Origin of the sequence: Corallococcus sp. CA047B (genome assembly GCF_003612065.1) — a bacterium.
GTDB classification, from domain to species: Bacteria; Myxococcota; Myxococcia; order Myxococcales; family Myxococcaceae; genus Corallococcus; species Corallococcus praedator.
Genome location: NZ_RAWD01000061.1, coordinates 15,118 through 33,754, shown reverse-complemented (window position 1 = coordinate 33,754; position 18,637 = coordinate 15,118). Strand labels below are relative to the sequence as shown.

The 18,637-nt window shown below is 68.5% G+C and carries 18 protein-coding genes and 1 pseudogene; 6 read left to right on the top strand and 13 right to left on the bottom strand.

Going from position 1 to position 18,637, the window contains the following annotated elements:
* Nucleotides 1–209 (bottom strand): annotated as a pseudogene (locus D7X74_RS12815) (hypothetical protein); the annotation flags it as partial.
* Between the two features lie 130 nt (nt 210–339).
* Here D7X74_RS12815 and D7X74_RS12810 point away from each other — a divergent pair.
* From D7X74_RS12810 to D7X74_RS12795, 4 genes are all read left to right on the top strand, one after another.
* Nucleotides 340–1,197, top strand: a complete 858-nt coding sequence (locus tag D7X74_RS12810; protein ID WP_120533224.1) for a hypothetical protein — start codon at nt 340–342, stop codon at nt 1,195–1,197.
* Nucleotides 1,198–1,231: 34 nt separating this feature from the next.
* Nucleotides 1,232–2,146 carry a DUF2381 family protein gene (locus D7X74_RS12805; RefSeq protein WP_120533223.1) on the top strand — a complete coding sequence of 305 codons (915 nt, stop codon included), beginning with the start codon at nt 1,232–1,234 and terminating at the stop codon, nt 2,144–2,146.
* Between the two features lie 11 nt (nt 2,147–2,157).
* Complete coding sequence (locus D7X74_RS12800; RefSeq protein ID WP_120533222.1) at nt 2,158–2,655, top strand: hypothetical protein; 498 nt, start codon at nt 2,158–2,160, stop codon at nt 2,653–2,655.
* A gap of 110 nt (nt 2,656–2,765) precedes the next feature.
* Nucleotides 2,766–3,362, top strand: a complete 597-nt coding sequence (locus D7X74_RS12795) for a macro domain-containing protein (RefSeq protein ID WP_120533221.1) — start codon at nt 2,766–2,768, stop codon at nt 3,360–3,362.
* Between the two features lie 9 nt (nt 3,363–3,371).
* Here D7X74_RS12795 and D7X74_RS12790 read toward each other — a convergent pair whose 3' ends face one another.
* From D7X74_RS12790 to D7X74_RS12780, 3 genes are all read right to left on the bottom strand, one after another.
* Entirely contained in the window at nt 3,372–3,944 is a 573-nt protein-coding gene (locus tag D7X74_RS12790) for an imm11 family protein (protein ID WP_120533220.1), read from the bottom strand.
* 3 nt (nt 3,945–3,947) lie between these two features.
* Complete coding sequence (locus tag D7X74_RS12785) at nt 3,948–5,207, bottom strand: AHH domain-containing protein (protein WP_120533219.1); 1,260 nt, start codon at nt 5,205–5,207, stop codon at nt 3,948–3,950.
* A gap of 76 nt (nt 5,208–5,283) precedes the next feature.
* A complete protein-coding gene (locus tag D7X74_RS12780) occupies nt 5,284–6,369 on the bottom strand; it encodes an SGNH/GDSL hydrolase family protein (RefSeq protein WP_120533218.1) in 1,086 nt (361 codons plus the stop codon).
* 323 nt (nt 6,370–6,692) lie between these two features.
* Between D7X74_RS12780 and D7X74_RS12775 the strand changes: the two genes are divergently transcribed.
* Together D7X74_RS12775 and D7X74_RS12770 are read left to right on the top strand one after the other, a co-directional pair.
* On the top strand, nt 6,693–7,964 hold the full coding sequence (locus D7X74_RS12775; RefSeq protein WP_120533228.1) for a chloride channel protein: 1,272 nt from the start codon (nt 6,693–6,695) through the stop codon (nt 7,962–7,964).
* A gap of 143 nt (nt 7,965–8,107) precedes the next feature.
* Nucleotides 8,108–9,400, top strand: coding sequence for a HipA domain-containing protein (locus D7X74_RS12770; protein ID WP_120533217.1), 1,293 nt, complete (start codon nt 8,108–8,110; stop codon nt 9,398–9,400).
* A 2-nt stretch (nt 9,401–9,402) separates the two neighbouring features.
* Here D7X74_RS12770 and D7X74_RS12765 read toward each other — a convergent pair whose 3' ends face one another.
* From D7X74_RS12765 to D7X74_RS12725, 9 genes are all read right to left on the bottom strand, one after another.
* Entirely contained in the window at nt 9,403–10,710 is a 1,308-nt protein-coding gene (locus D7X74_RS12765; protein WP_120533227.1) for a CapA family protein, read from the bottom strand.
* A 16-nt stretch (nt 10,711–10,726) separates the two neighbouring features.
* Nucleotides 10,727–11,494, bottom strand: coding sequence for a trans-aconitate 2-methyltransferase (locus D7X74_RS12760; RefSeq protein WP_120533216.1), 768 nt, complete (start codon nt 11,492–11,494; stop codon nt 10,727–10,729).
* Nucleotides 11,495–11,524: 30 nt separating this feature from the next.
* Nucleotides 11,525–12,970, bottom strand: a complete 1,446-nt coding sequence (locus D7X74_RS12755; protein ID WP_120533215.1) for a hypothetical protein — start codon at nt 12,968–12,970, stop codon at nt 11,525–11,527.
* A gap of 118 nt (nt 12,971–13,088) precedes the next feature.
* Nucleotides 13,089–13,424 (bottom strand): hypothetical protein, encoded by a 336-nt coding sequence (locus tag D7X74_RS42980; protein ID WP_158622221.1) that lies wholly within the window; start codon nt 13,422–13,424, stop codon nt 13,089–13,091.
* Between the two features lie 28 nt (nt 13,425–13,452).
* Nucleotides 13,453–14,238 carry a serine protease gene (locus D7X74_RS12745; protein ID WP_120533214.1) on the bottom strand — a complete coding sequence of 262 codons (786 nt, stop codon included), beginning with the start codon at nt 14,236–14,238 and terminating at the stop codon, nt 13,453–13,455.
* 106 nt (nt 14,239–14,344) lie between these two features.
* Nucleotides 14,345–15,331: a hypothetical protein gene (locus D7X74_RS12740; protein WP_120533213.1), complete on the bottom strand. Its 987-nt coding sequence runs from the start codon at nt 15,329–15,331 to the stop codon at nt 14,345–14,347.
* Between the two features lie 82 nt (nt 15,332–15,413).
* Nucleotides 15,414–16,049 (bottom strand): uracil phosphoribosyltransferase, encoded by a 636-nt coding sequence (gene upp, locus D7X74_RS12735; protein WP_120533212.1) that lies wholly within the window; start codon nt 16,047–16,049, stop codon nt 15,414–15,416.
* 76 nt (nt 16,050–16,125) lie between these two features.
* Nucleotides 16,126–17,334 carry a URC4/urg3 family protein gene (locus D7X74_RS12730; protein WP_120533211.1) on the bottom strand — a complete coding sequence of 403 codons (1,209 nt, stop codon included), beginning with the start codon at nt 17,332–17,334 and terminating at the stop codon, nt 16,126–16,128.
* Nucleotides 17,327–18,580: a GTP cyclohydrolase II gene (locus tag D7X74_RS12725; protein WP_120533226.1), complete on the bottom strand. Its 1,254-nt coding sequence runs from the start codon at nt 18,578–18,580 to the stop codon at nt 17,327–17,329. Before D7X74_RS12725 ends, D7X74_RS12730 begins: the two co-directional genes overlap by 8 nt.
* Nucleotides 18,581–18,637 lie beyond the last annotated feature (57 nt).

Genomic DNA, 18,637 nt, shown 5'->3' with positions numbered 1-18,637 from the left:
GGGGTGGCGCGGCGCACGGGCGCGCGCGGCGGCAGGGGTTCGGAGGGAGCGGGTTTGAACGCCGCTTCGACCACCGGCTCCGGTCGCTCCTCCACGGTCACAGGCCGGGAGAGCCACCAGACGCAGAGGAGCGCGCACAGGCCCGTGAGAAGGGCGGCGCCACCGATGAGCCACGAGCCCGTGCCGCGGGACTCTCGCGAGGGCGTCACCCGCGTCACGCCATCGGAATCCGTGCGACGCTCAGGGCCAGACTGCGGGGAACGCATGTTCTCGGGGAGCCTCCGGGGCGCGTATGCTACGGAAGCCGCTCGCTCCGAAGCAATGCGCAGGCCGCCACCCATGAACGTCGACGCGTCCGGCCCCTTCCCCGTCCACGCCTTCACACCCAGGCTGCGAGCCCTGGGGGCCCTGTTGCATGCCGGGGCCCTGGGCACGCTCTGCTACTTCACCGTGCTGCTGTTCCGGGACGTGCTCGCGGGAAGCCAGGAGACGCAGCCCGGCCCGCTGGCGACAGGGCTGGCGGTCGGAGGGCTGCTGCCGCTCATCGCGCTGCGGCTGTTGCACCTGGGCACGCGGGCCACGGTGACGGTGCGTCCCGAAGGGCTCGTGCTCACGCAGCCAGGGGGCGCGCACTTCGAGATTCCCTTCGAGGCCCTGGCGTCGGTCCGCCCGTGGAGGCTGCCCATTCCGGGCCCCGGGCTCACGCTGATGCTGCGCACGGGGCGCGCGTTCGACTACGGCTTGGAGTTGCAGGACCCCGTGCCGCTGCTCACGGCGATGGGGCCGCTGGGCGAAGCGCGCGAGCATCCGCTGGTGCGTTACGCACAGGCGCGAAACGCGAAGTGGCGCAGGCGTTGGTACGACTGGCTGCTGAAGTACGGCCTCGTGCCGGGGGTGATCTCGGGCATCTTCTTCCGGGCGCACCAGTACATCTCCTTCGGGGGCGCCTTTGGCGAGTGGCAGATGTACGGGCTCAAGGCGTACCTGCTCACGTTCGTCCGCACGTGGCTGCCGGTGTTCCTGGCCCTGCTGCTGTTTGGCTGCTTCTGGAGGGCACTCGTGGAAGCGCTGTGTTTCGGAGCGGCCTGGCTGGGGCCCAGGTGGGCACGCCACGTGCGCACCGGCGCGGAGTGGACGTGCCGGGCTCTGTATTACATCGCGCTGCCAGCGTTCCTCGCGATGCGCCTGCTGGCCTGAAGGATTGGAGGCCGAATGGCCCTCCTGGTAGGTTGTGCGCGTGCTTCGACCCCTTCTGCTTTGCGTCCTGTTGGCCTCCGTGGCTGGCGCCAGCGAGCGCGAGAAGAACTTCGTGCGTGCGCTCATGCTTTCCGAGCACCCGGACGATGGCACCCATCGCGTCTACGTGAAGAGGCAGGTGGTCACGACGCTGCGGTTCGAGAAGGCCGTGGATTCCAGCAGGACGAAGATGCTCGGCTGGGAGGGAAGGCTCGAGCCGCTGGCAGTGGTCCGCAACAAGGTCATCCTGGAGCCGCTCCACGACCTCAACGACGAAGAAGGGATTCCGCTAGTCGTGACGCTGGTGGACGGGACTGCAGTGCCGTTCCTCCTGCGGCCGCCAGCTTGGGAGCAACAGGAGCGGCCCGACCAACAGGTCGACGTGTACAAGGACCGTGAGGGCTACGCTGCCATGCACGCGGCGCTGCGAAGGGCGCTCCAGGAGAACGGCACCCTCGCCGAGGAGAACCAGCGCTACCGCAAGGAGGAGACCTCGGAGGACCACGCTCTGGCCGCGCTCCTTGTCGCGGGAGCTGTCGCGCAGACGCCCTTCATGATTGCGAGTCGCATCAACGGCGAGGATGGCGACACCAAGCTCAAGGCGACCGTGTTCCGAGGCAAGGGCAAGGCGGCGGTCGTCCTGACCATCAAGAACGTTTCAATGAAGCAGGGCTGGAGCATGAAGTCGGCCCGGCTCCTGAGCGTTTCGAGCGGGAGGGAGAGCACCGTCGCGGTTCGTGCGACCCGTCCTTCGATTGCTCCGGGTGAGTCCGGTGTGGTGGCTTTCGTGGCGGACAAAAGCGCCTTCATCGAAGACGGCAAGTTGACCTCGGTGTTCCTGGAGTTGTACCGGCAGGACGGCCTTCGACAGGCGGTCGTTCAGCTAGATCCAGATCTCGTTGCACAGTAAGAGCGCGACGTATGGCCTCCACCAAGCTCGCGCTCCTGGGCTGCGCAGTGCTGCTCTTGATGTCGTCCGGATGCCCTGGCGCCGCCACACGAGGAGTGGCCCTTCGTCCCGACGGAACGCCAGGGCCTGAGAAGTGCCCGGAAGAGGCACGCAAGGCGATGAACTACTTGCGGCTGTTCGTCGGTGCCTCCGCGTGGATCCAGCTCGACGCGAATCAGTCGAGCAGCCCGCTCGCGCTGTATGAAGGCTCGATTGAAAGCGTGCTCGAAGACGACCTCGGCCCTCTGGCGGCACCGGCCCGGCTCTATGGCCGGGTCTGGACCAGTGGTCCCCAGGCGGTCATCCGGTACTACGCCGCCCAGCCCCTGGATGGAGGGGCTCAGGTTCCCATCTGCGCGGTAGCGCGGCTGGGCATCGGGCAGCTCCGGAAGCTGCCAGACTCCAAGCCTGGAATGGCCGTCCTCGGAGCACCCAGCGCAGGGGTCTACATCGTGGATGAGTTCAGATAGCACCCTCCGTGGACTGGTCCCTCATCTGGGAGGCCACGGACCTGCGCATCTCATCTCGCTCGGTGGGCGGATCATCCCGCTCACACGAAACCGACCCAGACAGAGCAGACATGATTCCCGAAAAGATCTACCTCATCGACCGTGCACCTCAACTGGTGAAGGCGTGGGCTGAAGCCTTCGAGGCGTTCGACTTCGTCTCCGTGGTGGAAGGGGACTTCTTCTCTGTTTCCGCAGACGCAATGGTCAGCCCGGCCAACAGCTTCGGCATCATGGATGGAGGGCTCGACCTGGCCATCCGGGACACGCTGGGCCTCCTGGTGCAAGACGCGGTGCAGAAGGCCATCGTGGAGCGGCATCACGGGGAGCTTCCCGTCGGGGCCGCGGAGGTCGTGTCCTCCGGCGACGCGCGCTGGCCCTTCCTCGTGGCCGCGCCCACCATGCGCATCCCTGAAAGCGTCGCGCAGACGGTCAATGCCTATCTGGCGTTCCGAGCCATCCTGCTCGCGGTGAAGCGACACAACGAAGCCGCCGGAGCGCCCGTCATCCGGACCCTCGTTTGTCCGGGCCTGGGAACCGGCATCGGGGGGCTCGAACCGAGACGGTGCGCGGCACAGATGCGGATGGCCTTGAAGCAGGTCCTCGGCCCCGCGCGCATCCCATCCTTCCGGGACATCCACCTCGTCCACCGGGCGCTGCGCACCACGTAGCCGGCGGACTCAAACCGCGTCGAACCGCCCGCCCACGATGCCGACGCGCTCCAGCGCATCCTTGATCTCCTCGTCAACGATGATGGGGGGATGCCAGCCCCAGAGTCGGAACACACGCGCATCACCGACCTTTGACGTGTCGATGCGCAACCCGATGACGGACCGATATTCCCCGACCCGGTCTGGCCGACCATCTTCGGGCGTATAGAACTGGACCTCCGCGCTCGCCTTGTCGTCGATACAGCGGACCGTTCGCACCACGTTCATCAGCCAGTAGGGCGCATCCTGCCCCTCGACTTCACAGGGGAAGAGCTGCACATCGTGCGCTGCCAACTCCCGGAACACCTCCGCAACCCGAGCATTGACGACGGGAGCCTGCCCGACTCCGGCGGTGTCAAAGTCCAGTGGCTTTCCAGGATGCCTCACAGGAACACGCAGCCGTTCACTGAACTCCAAGGGGCGGCCGTAGCCGAATACCCAGACATCATCCAGCGCCTGTCCGCTGAGAGTCGTCGGCTTTCCCAGATGCCAGCGCCCAGCCACATACACATCAATTGCCAATCGAAAAAACCTTCGATCCATCGTCTATGCCTCGGGATTCTTCGTAATCAATTTTCGCAGTTTTGTGCCAGCTGTCATGAGGTCTTTCGCAATCTTCGCAAGCTCGTCAACCAACGCACCCCGGCAGTGTCCGACGGACTGACATCCGTTCATGGCTTTCTCGATCCGGTCCAAGACAGCCTGATGGTACTCCTTCGGATGCGGACCTTTATGCCCCTTGAGACGCACCTTGTTCGCGGCGTCATTCAGCGACATCCCGGCCTGCTCGAAGAATTCTTCGTAGCGAGGCGTCCACGGCCCACCTGACGCATCGGACACCTCGTTCTTGTCCGTGCAGATGTGATGCACGTCCCCTTCCGGGTCCCCTTGAATCCCGCCCCCAGGCCCCATCGCGACCGCGGCCACCGCCGTGGGCGCGAGCGTGACGTTCAGCACCCCGGCCGCTGGCATGGACAGGGACCGCACCTCCCCCGAGAAGACCCTCGCCAGCTGGAACCCGCCCTCGACCTCCGCCCGCGCCGCCGCCTGCGCGAAGCCCGGCATCCTCGGCCCCTGCGCGGCCAGGGCGTTCCTCCCGCCCATCGCCGTCAACGCGACGAGGACCAGCACCCGCGCCCCGTTGCTCCCCAGCACCCTTCCGAACCGGTGCCCCACCTCCTTCAGCTCCTCAGGACTCCGGGCCGCTTCGGACTCGTCCATCAACCGCAGGAAGCCCTGGCCCAGGTTCCACACGGGCCCCGCGCCCAGATACGCGATCAACGACGCGGTCAGCGCCAGCGCGACGATCTTCGTGATGGGCTCGGGCATGACCAGCATCACCAGCGCGCTGCCCACCGTCGCGGTGACCATCGTGCGCAGCGCTGCCGGATCCATCAGGTCCTGGATGACGTCCGCGACGCCCTCCCAGACCGTGTCGAACGCGAAGGAGAGCGCCATCATCCGCCGCTCCATCACACCGGACGCGAACCCGCGCCCCAGCAGGCCCAGACACGCCTCCCGCGCCTCCAGCCCCTCGCAGATCCGCTCGGACGTCGTGCCCCGGACGCCATCCACGACGCCGCCCGCCGAAGCCAACAGCACGTGCCGTCCGGACGCCACGTCCAGCCGTGTTTCGAGCACCAACTGCGCGACCGCCTGCCGGAAGGCCTCTTCGTCCACCTCCACCGGAGCGGGCGACGTAGGCGTGTACGCGATGGGCTCTCCCCGCCCCGTGTCCAGATGCACCACGCGCGGCGTCGCGCACCCCACCGTGAGCAACAGCGCGACCCACCAACAGGTCTTCATGAAGCCTCCGGACATGACAAGGCCCCCGACCCAATGACAGGTCGGAGGCCCCGGGCACTACGGATGCGGCATCAACTCACGGCGTCGCGGGATCGAAGTTGGAGATCGTCCAACCCATGCGCTCGTGGCCGAACTTGTTCCAGTCCGGGTTCTTGCCGTTGACGATCTGCGCGTCCGTGTAGCCCGGCGCGGCCGAACCGGAGCCGGAGCCGGAGAAGATGTTCACGCTGATGGTCGAGCCCGTGTACGTCGGGTGCGTGTTGTCGGACTGGATGTAGTCGAAGCTGGTGCTCGCGTTCGCCAGGTGCAGGTTCGCGTCGCGCAGCGTGCTGCGCAGGGTGACGCTGATGCGCTGCACGTACGCGTCCTCGGTCTCACCGGCGCGGTAGGCGATCGCCGCGGAGTCCACCTGGCCGTCGCCGTTGCGGTCGTAGTCCGCCGCCATCATCTCCGCGAAGGAGTCCGCGCACTGGAAGCCGTACTTCGACGCCAGATTACAGGCGCGCCAGTTGCTGCGCGCCAGGAGCGGCAGGAAGTAGGTCTGCTTGTTCACCTTCTGCCCCGTCGCCGAGTCCGTGCAGGCCGTCAGCACGTTGTCCGCGTCAAAGCCGGGGTAGTAGATGTTGGAGATGACCTTGACCTTGGCGCTGGTCGCGTACTGGTTGATGGCCTGCATGCCACGCTCCATGTACGTGGTGCACGCCGTCAGCGCCGCCTGCAGGCCGCTGTAGTTGCACGTGCCCGTCTGGTCCGTGAACGCGCTGCGCGCCTGCAGGTAGTCGTTGCCGCACATCTCGAACATCACGACGCGCGTGTTGGCCGTCTGCATGTACGAGCGCTCGGAGACGATCTTGTTGTTGTAGATGTCGTCCGCCTTCGCACCGGACTTCGTGCGGCGGATGACCTCCACGTTCGTGCCCCACTTCTTCGCCGCGTACTCACCTTCCACCACCGGGGCGCCACGGCGCGCCACGCTGCCGATGCCACCGTTGTAGCCGGCAAAGATGGAGTCGCCGTACGCCACCACCCGGTACGTCTGAGACGCCGAACGGTTGATGGTCCACGACGTGTTCTGGTTGATGGTGCTGGCCATCGCGCTTCCACCCAACGTGGTGGCGGCGAGGACGGCGGCGAGGGACAGCCCGCTGCGACGAACGGACATACCGGCTCCTGAGGAGGTAGGGGGTCTCTCCCCTGCACGGGGAGAGGCGGCGCAAGGTACACGGGTTTGATTCTGGAATCACCACCCAGACCCGAAATAGCTCCACAACCAGCATTACTGGTTGAGCATGAATTCCGCCATGACGCGTCAGAGGAGGGGGTGTCTGTCCTCACGATGACGCGTCGCTCCGTATTGACGCGTTGTTTCATCATGTTTCAGGGCTGGCGAACCCCGTCTGACTGGAAGAATCCGCTGTCTGTGTTTGAGCGGAGGTGAAGAACTTCCCGGTCGGGGTTGCCGCGCCGCGCCTAGACTCTCCGGCCGTGAACCTTCCGGGGAGTGCCCGAGCGCTGGGACAGTGGCTGCTGCTGGGCGGCGTGGTGGGCGGTGTGTGCGGCGTGGCGTCGGCGGTGTTCCTGGCGCTGTTGGAGTGGGCCACGGCGTTCCGGCTGGCACACGGGGCGCTGGTGTACGCGCTGCCGGTGGCGGGGCTGGTGCTGGGCGCGGTGTACGGCCGGTGGGGCGCGTCCATCCGGGGGGGCAACAATCTGGTGCTGGACACGGTGCATGAGGGGGACGCGGTGATTCCCCTGCGCATGGCGCCCATGGTGCTGGTGGGCACGGTGCTTACGCACCTGTTCGGCGGGAGCGCGGGGCGCGAGGGCACGGCGGTGCAGATGGGCGCGAGCCTCGCGGATCAGCTTGCCCACCGCTTCCGCGTGGCGCCGGACACGCGGCGCGAGCTGCTGGCGGCGGGCATCGCGGGGGGCTTCGGTTCGGTGTTCGGCACGCCGCTGGCGGGGACGGTGTTCGGGCTGGAGGTCGTGTGCGTGGGCCGGCTGGGCTACGAGGCGCTCCTGCCCGCGCTCACCGCGGCGGTGGTGGGAGACCTGGTGACTCGGGGGCTGGGCATCCACCACACGGCCTATCCCACGCCACAGGCGCTGGCGTTGACGCTGCCGGTGCTGGGCAAGTGGCTGGTGTTCGCGGCGGCGGTGGCGCTGGTGGCGGTGGCCTTCATTGAAGGCACGCACGGGCTGAAGAAGCTGCTGGAGCGCCGGGTGCCGTGGTTGCCATTGCGCATGGCATTGGGCGGCCTGGGCGTGGTGGCGCTGTGGAAGCTGGCGGGGACGGACGACTACCTGGGCCTGGGCGTGCCCGGCATCCTGCGCGCGTTCCAGGACGTGTCACTGCCGGGGGACGCGTTCGCGTGGAAGCTCGTGTTCACGGTGGTGACGCTGGGCGCGGGGTTCCTGGGCGGTGAGGTGACGCCGCTGTTCTTCATCGGGGCGGCGCTGGGCAATGTGCTGGCGAGGCTGTTGGGATTGCCGGTGGACCTGGGGGCGGCGGTGGGCATGGCGGCACTGTTCGCGGCGGCCGCGAACACGCCCCTGGCCCTGTCATTGATGGCGGTGGAGCTGGTGGGCGGCGCGGTGCTGCCCCACGTGGCCATCGTCGCCACGGTGGCGTACCTGCTCACCGGGCACCGGGGCATCTATCCATCGCAGCGCATCGCCCGGAGGAAGCTGGGCGGGCCGCTGTTGGACCGGCTCGTGTCCCTGCGGGAGTTGAACGAGGCGCCACGCAAACGCTGAGCGTCTGAAGACAGGAAACTCCAATAATCATAAGGGTTTGAAATATCCCTCGGCGGGCTTATCTATTTACCCACCCCGTCATGGCGCCTCCTGACCGTCCCTTCGTCGCTGAACTGCTGGAACGCCTTGGGCGCCTGCGCGCCATGCCTCTGGAAAAGTTCGAGAAGCACTTCGGTGCTTCGCCGCCTGCCCTGTGGCGACAGTTCAAGGACGGGCTCAAGACCCTGGGCGAGCAGAGCCAACGCATCGAAGAAGCACCCAAGGCCGAGCAACTCCGAAGCCGCAGCCTGCCGAACCTGGGTTCATCCATCCCGCTCTACAGCGTGAACGATGCCGGTGACTTCTGGCAGGCGGCGACACTCCACCTCCTTGCCACGGGAGGCTGCTCGCTCGAGTTCAGGTTGGGAGGGGAAGAAGCCTTCGAAGGGCTGCCCCCCTTCCTGGAAGAGATGCGGCCGCAGGGATACATGGGGCGGAGCTTCCGTGAGCGGCATCCCGACCTGGGCCTGCCTCCGCGCACGGAGGACTGGAGCAATGATCACGTGATCATCGCCCTGGCCCGGCGCGGCGAGGACTGCGTGGGAAACCTCATCCTGGGCCAGGAGTCCTTGAGCCGCCATCTGGGCCAGGTGCTCAACGAGATGATTCACGGCAGCGCGGAGGTCAGCCGCGACAGCTATCCAAAGAGGGTCCACACCTTCCTCGCGGAAGGCTCGGGCTCCTCGGCCGCGGGCGAGCAACCCAAGTTCGTCATCCGTGGAGGAGGCCGCCATCTGCTCGTGAAGTTCGCGGACGCAAGCTCAGGCAGTGCCGGGCAGCGCTGGCGGGACCTGCTTGCGTGCGAAGCCCTGGCATTGGAGGCGGTCCGCGCGGCGGGATTCGACGCGGCACAGGCCTGGTGGTTCGACCTGGGAACGTACCGGTTCCTGGAGGTCGAGCGCTTTGACCGGGTGGGCGTCGGAGGGAGGCGCGCCATGATGTCCCTGCGGGTCATCGACAACGAATACGTAGGTTCGGGCGGTAACTGGACCGACGTCGCCTTGCGCCTGCTCGCCGACCAGCGCCTGTCCCCGGAGGATACCCGCCGGGTCCGTTGGCTTGACACCTTCGGGCAACTGATTGGCAACACCGACCGGCACCTTGGCAATGTCTCCTTCTTCTCGGGCATCGAGGAGCGCATGTTTCAGCTCGCGCCCATCTACGACATGTTGCCCATGGTCTTCGCACCCGATGGCGCGCACCTCGTCGAGCGAGCTTTCCGCCCCGCGCCGCCGAATGCCAACAACCTGGATGTCTGGTCGGACGCAGCCCGTCACGCACGGGCCTACTGGGACACGCTCATCGCATCCACGGACCTCAGCGAGGACTTCCGCCAGCGCTGCGTCACCTGCCGCGATCAGCTCGCGGAACTCATCGCCCGCGTGCCGGTGAGCTGACGCTACGGCACCGTCAGCGCCGTCACATCCGCGCGCCGCCGCAGCTCCGGTGAGGCCACGCGGAACTCCGCGGGCAGCATGCGCAGGATGCGCTCCCGGCGATACCGGGCGCTCGCCAGCCGCTGCTCCAGGGCCAGCTTCTCCGCCCGGGCCGCCTTGTCCGGGCTCCCGCCACGCAGGGACAGCGCGGCCAGCCTCCGGGACACCTCCTCCACCTCGCGGTCGATGAGCACCGGCTGGATGTTCCGCTTCGCGCGGGCCTTGCGTCCGGCGGCGTTGTTCTCAATCCACACCGGCAGCACCGCCACGTCCGCCAGCGACACCTGGGCCCCTGGCTCTGCGCGCGTCACCCCCACGCGCAGCAGCAGCGAGTCCCGCTTGTCCCCGTCCGTGCCCGACCTGCCCGGCGCGTGCTTGTAGAACCGCCCCTGGTTCGCCACCAGGTTGCCCAGCGAGTACGCGATGAGTCCCCTGCGGCCGGACTTCGTCGTGTACGCCTCCAGCGGCTGGAGCACGTGCGGATGGTGCCCGATGACCGCCAACGCCCCGGCCTCCAGCAACGCCTGCCCCAGCGCCCGGTCCAGCGGGTGCGGCGTGTCCGTGTACTCGCGCCCCCAGTGCCCCATCACGAACAGCGCGTCGCACTTCGCCGCCGCCGCGCGCACCAACTCCAGCGCCTCCTTCTCACTCAGCCCCCGCCGCGAGGCGTGCTCCGGATAGGGCACCAGCGCCACGTGCGGCGCGTTCGCGTCCTTCGGGTTGCTGAAGCCATTCAGGCTGCGCGTGAAGGACAGGAAGCCCAACCGCACCCCGCGCACCTCCATGAACGCCGGCCCCCAGGCCGCGTCGCGCGTGGCCCCCGTGCCCGTGTGCCGCAGCCCCACCGCGTCCAGGTGGCGCAGCGTCTCCACCATTCCCTCCACGTGCTGGTCGCGCGCGTGGTTGTTGCCCGTGGACACCACCTTCACGCCCGCCCCCACCAGCGCCTGCACCATCGCCGGCGGCGCGTTGAAGACCAGCTCCTCCGTGAACGCCTTGCGCTCGTCGGTGACCGGCGTCTCCAGGTTCACCACGCCCACGTCCGCCGTGCGCAGCACGTCCGACAGCGGGCCGAAGACGTGGTCCCAGCCCTCGTGATTGAGCGACGGCGCCGCGCCTCCGCCCGGAGGCACCGCCCCGGTGCGCGCATGCGCCCGCGCCACCGACTTCACCTCGCCGTGCGGAATCACATCCCCGCCAAAGACAAGCTCCACACGCGCGGGCGCGGCGGCCACCCAGGACGGCACCAGCCACAACAGGAGCGCGGACACGAGGCCCGCGCGTCGCCTACCCGCCGCCACCGGACTCCCTCACCCCGATGATGACCTCGCGGTTCCAGGGGTCGCGCCGGGTCGTCGCGGGACACCCCGCCTCCCGCATCCACGTGAGCCAGTCCTCGCGGCGGAACAGCCCGAAACAGTGGCGCTCCTGAGACATGCTCACCGTGCCATCCGCTTCACGCAGCAGGTACGCGAACGCGGTCTCGAAGGTCTCATCCTCCGGCTCCGGATCCCACGTCCACATCAGGTAGCGCATCCCCCGCCCGTCCGGCGAGTCATGGCCCCCCGACTCCGTGACGGGCTCGAAGGTCTCCCGCACGAAGTCCGGAATCAGCACCACCGCGCCGCCCGGCCGGCAGTGCGCCACCGCCGTCTGGACCGTCGCCCGAGCCGAGTCCCGATCCGCCGCGTACATGATGGCGTCGTGCACCATCACCCGGTCGAACGTGCGCCCCAGCCGCAGGGACGTCATGTCCCCCACCCGGTGCTCGCACTCGGGATTGACGGCGCGGCTCACCGCGACCATCTCCGGCGCGCGGTCCGTCAGCGTCAGCCTGAAGTGTGTCTTCAGGTGGAAGGCCAGACTTCCACCGCCCGCGCCCAGCTCCAGCATCGTTTCCGCCGGCCCTTCCGCCGCCGTGCGCAGGATGCCGAGCAGGTCCTCCGCCTCCTCCACGTACTCCTCCGGAGGCGAGAACAGCGGCCACCAGGAAGCCAGGTCGGTGTAGAGCTGGGGCTCCTCCAGCGGAGGAGGAATCACGGTGCGCAAGGCCATGGAGGTCTTTCTCGGGGACGGTCCGGCGTTCTACCGGACCTGGATGGCGTCCGCGACGACGTAGGTGCCGGCCGTGACCCACCGGCTCAACTGGACCTTGTTCCAGCCCGCCGGGAAGCTCCACGTGCCCAGCGTGTTCCACCGGGCGCCGTTGAGCTGCTGGTTCACCTTCACGTTCGCCAGCTGCGTGCCCGCAGCGTTCACGACGATGAAGGGCGCGGCCGTCGAGCGGTCCGTCGCCGCCGTCCACCACGCATCCACCGTCTTCGTGCCCGCCGCCGACAGGTAGAACCAGAACGTCGCCGGCTCCGACACCGCAGCGCCCGGGGACACCAGGTAGCTGCTGCCGTAGTAGCCCGCCACGTTCGTGGACGACGCCCAGCTCGAACCCGTCAACTGGATGTAACCCTTCGCTTGGTCGTTGTTCGCGTTGTTGCTGTCCACCACCAGGCCCGTGGGCGTGCCCCCGCCGGACGTCCACAGGTACGTCACGTCCACCCAGTCGTTGTTCGTCATCCCCAGGTCCAACCAGAACGTCCCATCCGCCAGGTCGATGCCCGCGGGGTTCGCCGGCCGGCGCCCGAATTGATCCAACCCGCCGTTGAAGCCGTCCTGGTACGCCGCCTGCGCCTCCGGCTTGCCCTGCGGCAGGGTCTTCCACATCTCCCGCACGCTGGAGGGATTCCAGTAGTCGTCCTTCGTGTTCCAGGGCCCCACGTCCCACACGGACGTCGTCGTGCACTTCGCCGTCTTCGAATAACAGACGCGCACCTGGTACTCGGAGCCCCCGTTGGACGCGAGCCCCCGCCGCGACGGCAGCGCCACGAACCGGTCGTTGGTCTTGATGACGTGCCCGTTCGCCGTCGTGCCACCCACCAATCCCTCGCGCGTGGCGTAGACGCGGTAGCTCAGGGGCGCCAGCGTCTGGAGTCCCTCCTCCGCGCCCGTCCCCTCGCGCCAGCCCTCCAGCCCCACCTCCCGCACCACGGGGCCCCGGCCGCGCTCGTCCGCCACCAGCGCCAGCCGCACCTGCACCTCCGTGCCGGAGCGGGGCAGCAGGACGGCCTCGCCCTCGGTCCCGGTGCGCCACTCGCTCCAGGCCCCGCCAGGAACGCGCACGCGCACGTCCACCTCCACGCCCATGCCCGGGGACTGCGTCGCCTGGATGCGCGGACGGAACGTGTCCACGGGCTGCTCCAGCGTGCGCGCCGGGAACGTGAAGAGGCCCGTGAGCCGGCTCAACCCTTCGGGCCGGCGCATCACCGCGTTGGGTTCGTACAGCAGCCCGTCCCGCGTGCTCACGAGTTCGCCCGTGCCCTCGCCCGTGGACAGCGCCTCCGTCCAACGCTGCGCACCCTCCTCCGCGCGCTGGGCGTCGGGACCCGGGGACGGCGCCTGCTCGGCCACCGCGACGCCTTCCGCGAACACCGCGCCCAACATCACCGTCATCAGGGTGGACCGCCACGACGCGCGCATGCCTGGACTCCCGGGAAGGGTAAAAAACGTTTAGACGGATATAATTTAAAACCCGTCTTTCCCGGTTCTCAAGAGCCGCGAGGTGAAAGCGAGCGTCGGGGCCTCCTGACCCACTGCATCACGGCGCGTCGCAGAGCTGGTACCGCGTCGGGACGGTGCATCCCGCCATGGCGCAGTCCGGCGACTTCGCGTCGGCCTTGTCCTTGGCGATGACCTTCTCTAGTTCCGCCTGGGTTCCAAGGCATTTGACCTGCGGTTCGGCGCCCCCGCAGCAGCCGCACCCACAGGCGGTGTACCCCGGAGGCGCGGGAGCGGCGGCGTCCGGAGCCGGTTCGGAGACGGCGGACGCCGGAGCCTGCGCGGTGGCATCCGGGGCCGCGGCGGTTTCCGTTCGCGCGGACGGAGAGACACACCCCACGCACAGGGCCAGCATCATCGGGACAAGCATTCGCATGTCCCGGACGATAGCCGAAAGACTTCCGCTAGCCCGTATACGACTGGATCCAGGGCACGTAGGTGAACACGTTGGCGAACACGGAGAACGTGTCGCACCGGCTGCTGCCGTGCCAGCTCAGAATCCCATACAGCCGCCCGCCCCAGACCAGCGGACCGCCGTCGTCGCGCTGACAGACATTGGTGTTGATGTTGGGAGGCGTCGCGCACAACTGCGCGCTCGGGACATGGCCGCTTCCCACCAGCGCCTGGCAGTTCGCCGGACCGACGACCCTCAGGCTCGTGTACTTGAGCGCATTGGACGTGGGCCCCGTCTGGGTGGCGCCCCACCCGCTCGCCGTATGCAGCCCCAGGGGTGCGGGCCCGACGGGCAGCGCCAGGGGCTGCACCGCCGCCGACAGGTTGAAGGGCTGCGCCAACTGGAGCAGGGCCACGTCATGGAGGGCCTCGAGGGCGACGTAGGACGGATGCACGACCTTGCGGACCACCAGGCGCACCTGCTCATCGGCCTCCAGCGTGCTCAGCAGCAGGTCCCCCGCGATGACCCGGATGGCACTGGGAGCGATGCCCTCGACACAATGGGCCGCGGTGACGACCCAGCCTGCCTTCGTGAGCGTCCCACCACAGGTGAACACGCCCTGCACCATGATGCGGACCTGGTAGGGGAGCTGGTGCCGGGCCGCGACGGAGCCGCCGAGGATCTCCTGCGCCGTGCTCTCCACCGACGGTGAAGCAAGGCCCGCATCGTCCACGGAGCCCCCGCACCCCAGCAGCCCCATCAGGGAAAGTCCCGCCAGCCACGCTCGCCGCGTCATGCGTCCTCCGTGTCGGGCCAGGGCCCGGAAACCGTGTTGAAAAAACCCGGGCACCCATCCCGCCACATCCCCGGCCGGGAGGCCTGGATGGGCGCCCGGCACGGCATCAGTAACCGGTCCGCACCTTCACGGGATGCCCGTTGTCTTCATAGACATTGCCCGTGGACGTCTGCGCGAACGTGCTGTCGAACACCAGCGTATAGGACTCATCCGGATTCGCCGGGGACGCCGAGCCCCGGTCGAACCTGTTGCGCAGGAACGTGCCTCCACCGCCGGACGCGCCGCCGCCGTTGATGCAATACACGCCACCACCGAACCAGTTGTCTTCAATCTTCAGGCCCGCCGAGGGCCCGACGATGGTGTTGATCATCATCGCCGCGATCTGCTTCTTCGGGTTCGGCGTGGGCAGCGTCCCCATCGTCGGGTCGTGGTAGGCGGAGAAATTGGAGCCAATCACCTCCAGCCCGGTGCCCCCGTGCGACTGGAGCACGTCGTTGTGCGTGCGCGAATCCGTGCCCGGGTGGTTCGGGTCCGGCGAGAAGTGCACCAGGTCGTGGCCGTAGCTGCCCTGGATGGACACGTTCACGGGGGTGTTCGCCGTCGCGGGCGCCACGGAGAAGGCATCCACCACGCCGGACACATTCACCCGGTAGGCCGTGTAGTTGCGCATGCCGATGCCGTTCACCCAATAGGTCGGGTTCGCCGCGCGCACGGTGGTGTATTCGATGCGCGCGTTCGTGCCGCCGGTGCCAATCTGGATGATGGAGCCGCCCCCCGTCATCGCGGGCCCGCCGTCCACCACGCAGTTGCTCACCACCGTGTTGGCCGCCTTGATGAACACCCGACCGTGGACAACGGTGTCCTCCAGCCGCTGCCCGGCCGTGCTCAACGTGACGTCGCCGTTGATGACCTTCGTCGGATAGGCGCGGATGACCCCCGCGCCGGTGTTCGCCGCCGTCGGCTTCGTCTGACGCAGCACGAAGGTGTCCGCCGCCTGCTCCTGCGCGGCGGGGGCGACACCTTCGGCCTCGGGGGAAACGCCCTCGCCACAGGAGAGGAGCAGCAGCGCGGGGAGCGCACGAGCAATCTTCATGCGACGAGAAGACGTGAATCAGCTCTTCCCGTCAACCAAGAAAATCGTGTATAGAATGTTTATACGGACGTCTCGTGGCGCGCTACTTGGTGCCGAACAGGCGGTCTCCCGCGTCTCCCAGGCCCGGCAGGATGTAGCCGTGTGAGTCCAGCTTGTCGTCGATGGCGGCGGTGAAGACATGCACGTCCGGGTGGTGCTCGCGCAGGTTCGTCAGTCCTTCCGGACAGGCCAAGAGGCACACGAAGCGCAGGCTTCCGGGGCGGCTGCGCTTCACCCGCTGGAGCGCGGCCACCGCGGAGTTGCCCGTGGCGAGCATCGGGTCGCACACGATGACGTCCCGGTCCTCCAGGTCGGCCGGCACGCGGTAGTAGTACTCCACCGCGCCCAGCGACTCCGGGTCGCGGTACAGGCCGATGTGGCCCACGCGCGCGGACGGCACCAGTTGCAGCAGCCCGTCCAGGATGCCCTGCCCCGCGCGCAGGATGGGCACCAGCACCAGCTTCTTGCCGTCCAGCGCCCAGCCGGTGGTGCGGGCCATGGGCGTTTGAATCTCCTCCTCGCGCAGCTTCAGGTCGCGCATCGCCTCGTACCCGAGCAGCAGGGAGATCTCCTCCAGCAGCGCCCGGAAGGACGCCGTGCTCGTGTCCGTCTTGCGCATCACCGTCAGCTTGTGTTTCACCAGCGGGTGATCCACCACCGTGCAGTTGGGGAAGTCCATGGGTTCTCCTCGCGCCGCCCGGGGCATCCCGGACGGCCTGTGGGCCTGCTCGAAGCGCTGCCTGTCTGCTGAAACTTCAGAACACGGTGCCGTCGCTGCGCACGCGGATGGGCGGCACCCCGCCGGGGCGCAGCTCCCCCGCCACCCGGCGTCCCGCCGTCCACGTCCCGCCCTGGAGCACCTTCGCGAGCGGCAGCTCCTCCGCGCTCAACTCCAGACGGCCGCGCACCAGCGCCGCCACGCGGTCCAGCAGCGCCACCGTCAGCGCGCGCCACTCCACGATGGGCGCGTCACCGGGGTCGTACACCTCCGTCAGCATGCGCGGGTCCTGGGGCACCAGCACGCCCAGGTCCACGAAGAGCCCGCCGTTGCGGTACTCCGGCAGGCCGGTGAGCGCGTCCAGCTCCGTCACCACCACGCCCGCCTCCGCCAGGGGCTCCACCAGCGAGTACGCCAGCCACTGGGACAACTTGTGGAAGGGCACCAGCGCGTCCGTGCTGTCGGGCGGCCCCAGCGCCGGGTGCGCCCACACGTCGCCCAGGTTGACGCCATCCAACGTCGTGCGGCCCGGCCAGATGGGGCCCAGCACGTCCAGCACCGTGCCCAGCACCTCCGCGGCCCGCACGCTCCGGCGGTGCGCCGCCAGCATGTCGAACAGCGACCCGGGCCTGGGCAGCACGCGCGACAGCTCCCGTAGCAGGTGCAGCCGGCCCTCCACCCCGAACAGCGGGTTGGACGCCGACACCTGGAAGCCGCGCTCCAGCGACTCGCGCGTCATCCGGCCCAGCGCCTCCGCGTCCGCGCGCAGCGGCCGGTCCGGGTCCGACGAGAAGCCTCCCGCCATGAACATCCGGAACGACGCGACCGCCAGCCCTTCCGAGCGCACGTACGTCGCGCCCCCCCGCTCCTGGTAGCGCCACGACGGGCCGCTGCCCGCGTCGAGCAGCACGCTCACCACCCCCAGGTCCACCTTGGCCCGGGCGCGCTCCTCCGGCGGCAGCGGCGCCAGCTTCGCCTCCAGCTGCGCGAGCCGGGACACCCCGCCCGCGTCGAAGTGCCTCCAGCGGCTGTGCACCGGGATGTCCAGCCGGGGATACGCCTCATGCGTCACCGCCAGCACCCGGTCCACCACCGTCGGCAGCCTTGAAGGCTCCACCCGGAAGTACTCCAGCCTTCCGGCCAGCCCCAGGTCCAACACCTGGTGACACCGCTCGCGGATGGCCGCCGGGCTGCGCAGCCACGCCACCGAGGGGGACACCTCCCGCACCCGGATCGCGTCAAGCATCGAGGTCCCGTCCCTTCACCTGCGCCAGCGCCCCCGCGTCCGCCACCGGTCCGCGCGTGAAGTAGCCCGCCGCCTTCTTCGCCTCCATCTCCACCCGCGCGTCGGCTGGAATCAGTCCGTCCGGGATGGGCACGCGCTCCAGGATTTCAATGCCCGAGCGCACGATGGCGTCGTGCTTCATGTCGCTCATGGACACGAAGCGGTGGATGCGCGTGATGCCCAGCCAGTGCAGCACGTCCGGCATCAGCTCCTGGAAGCGCATGTCCTGCACGCCCGCCACGCATTCCGTGCGGTGGAAGTACGTGGCCGCGGAGTCGCCGCCCTCCTGCCGCTTGCGCGCGTTGTAGACCAGGAACTTGGTCACCTCGCCCAGCGCCCGGCCCTCCTTGCGGTGATACACGATGAGCCCCACGCCGCCCTGCTGCGCCATCCGCACGCACTCTTCAATCCCGTGCACCAGGTACGGGCGACACGTGCAGATGTCGCTGCCGAACACGTCGGAGCCGTTGCACTCGTCATGGACGCGCGCCGCCAGCGGGACGTCCTTGTCCGCCAGCCTCGCGATGTCACCAAACACATACAGCGACAGCCCGCCAATGGGCGGCAGGAACACGTGCAGGTCCGGGCGGGTGATGAGCTCAGGGTACATGCCGCCGGTGTGCTCGAAGAGGCCCCGGCGCAGCGCGCCCTCCGTGAGGCCGAAGCGCTCCGCGATGCCCGGCAGGTACCAGACGGGCTCCACCGCGGCCTTCACGACCTTGATGTCGCCGTTGGCCGCGACCAGGTCGCCGTCCACCTTGAGGCGCCCCGCGAGCATCGCGTCGCGTACTTCCGGCATGTTGATGTGGGCCCGGGTGACGGCGATGGTGGGCCGGTAGTCCACGCCCTGCTCGGCGTACGCGCGGAACACCTGCGACGCCACCGCGCCCCAGGGGTCCAGCGACACGATGCGCTTGGGGTCGCTCCACGACGGATACGGGCCCACCTGGGCCGCGGGGGACGTGTTGGTCAGGTCCGCCTTGTGGTCCTGCGGCAGCTTGCCCGCGGACACCGCCAGCGCGCGGTAGATGGCGTACGCGCCCGAGTGCGTGCCGATGACGTTGCGGTTGCCGGCGTCGGACATCGTGGCCACCACGGGGCCGCGCCGCAGCGGCTCCGTTTCGCCCCAGCGCAGGGGCACCCCTGGCGCCTGGAGGTCCGGGTGCGAGGTGAGACGGATGTGATTGACGGGCTTCTTGTCAGCCATGGAAGCGCCCTCCTGTCGGGCGCGGGGAAGTCCTGGAAGGTTTTCGGGGAAGCGAAA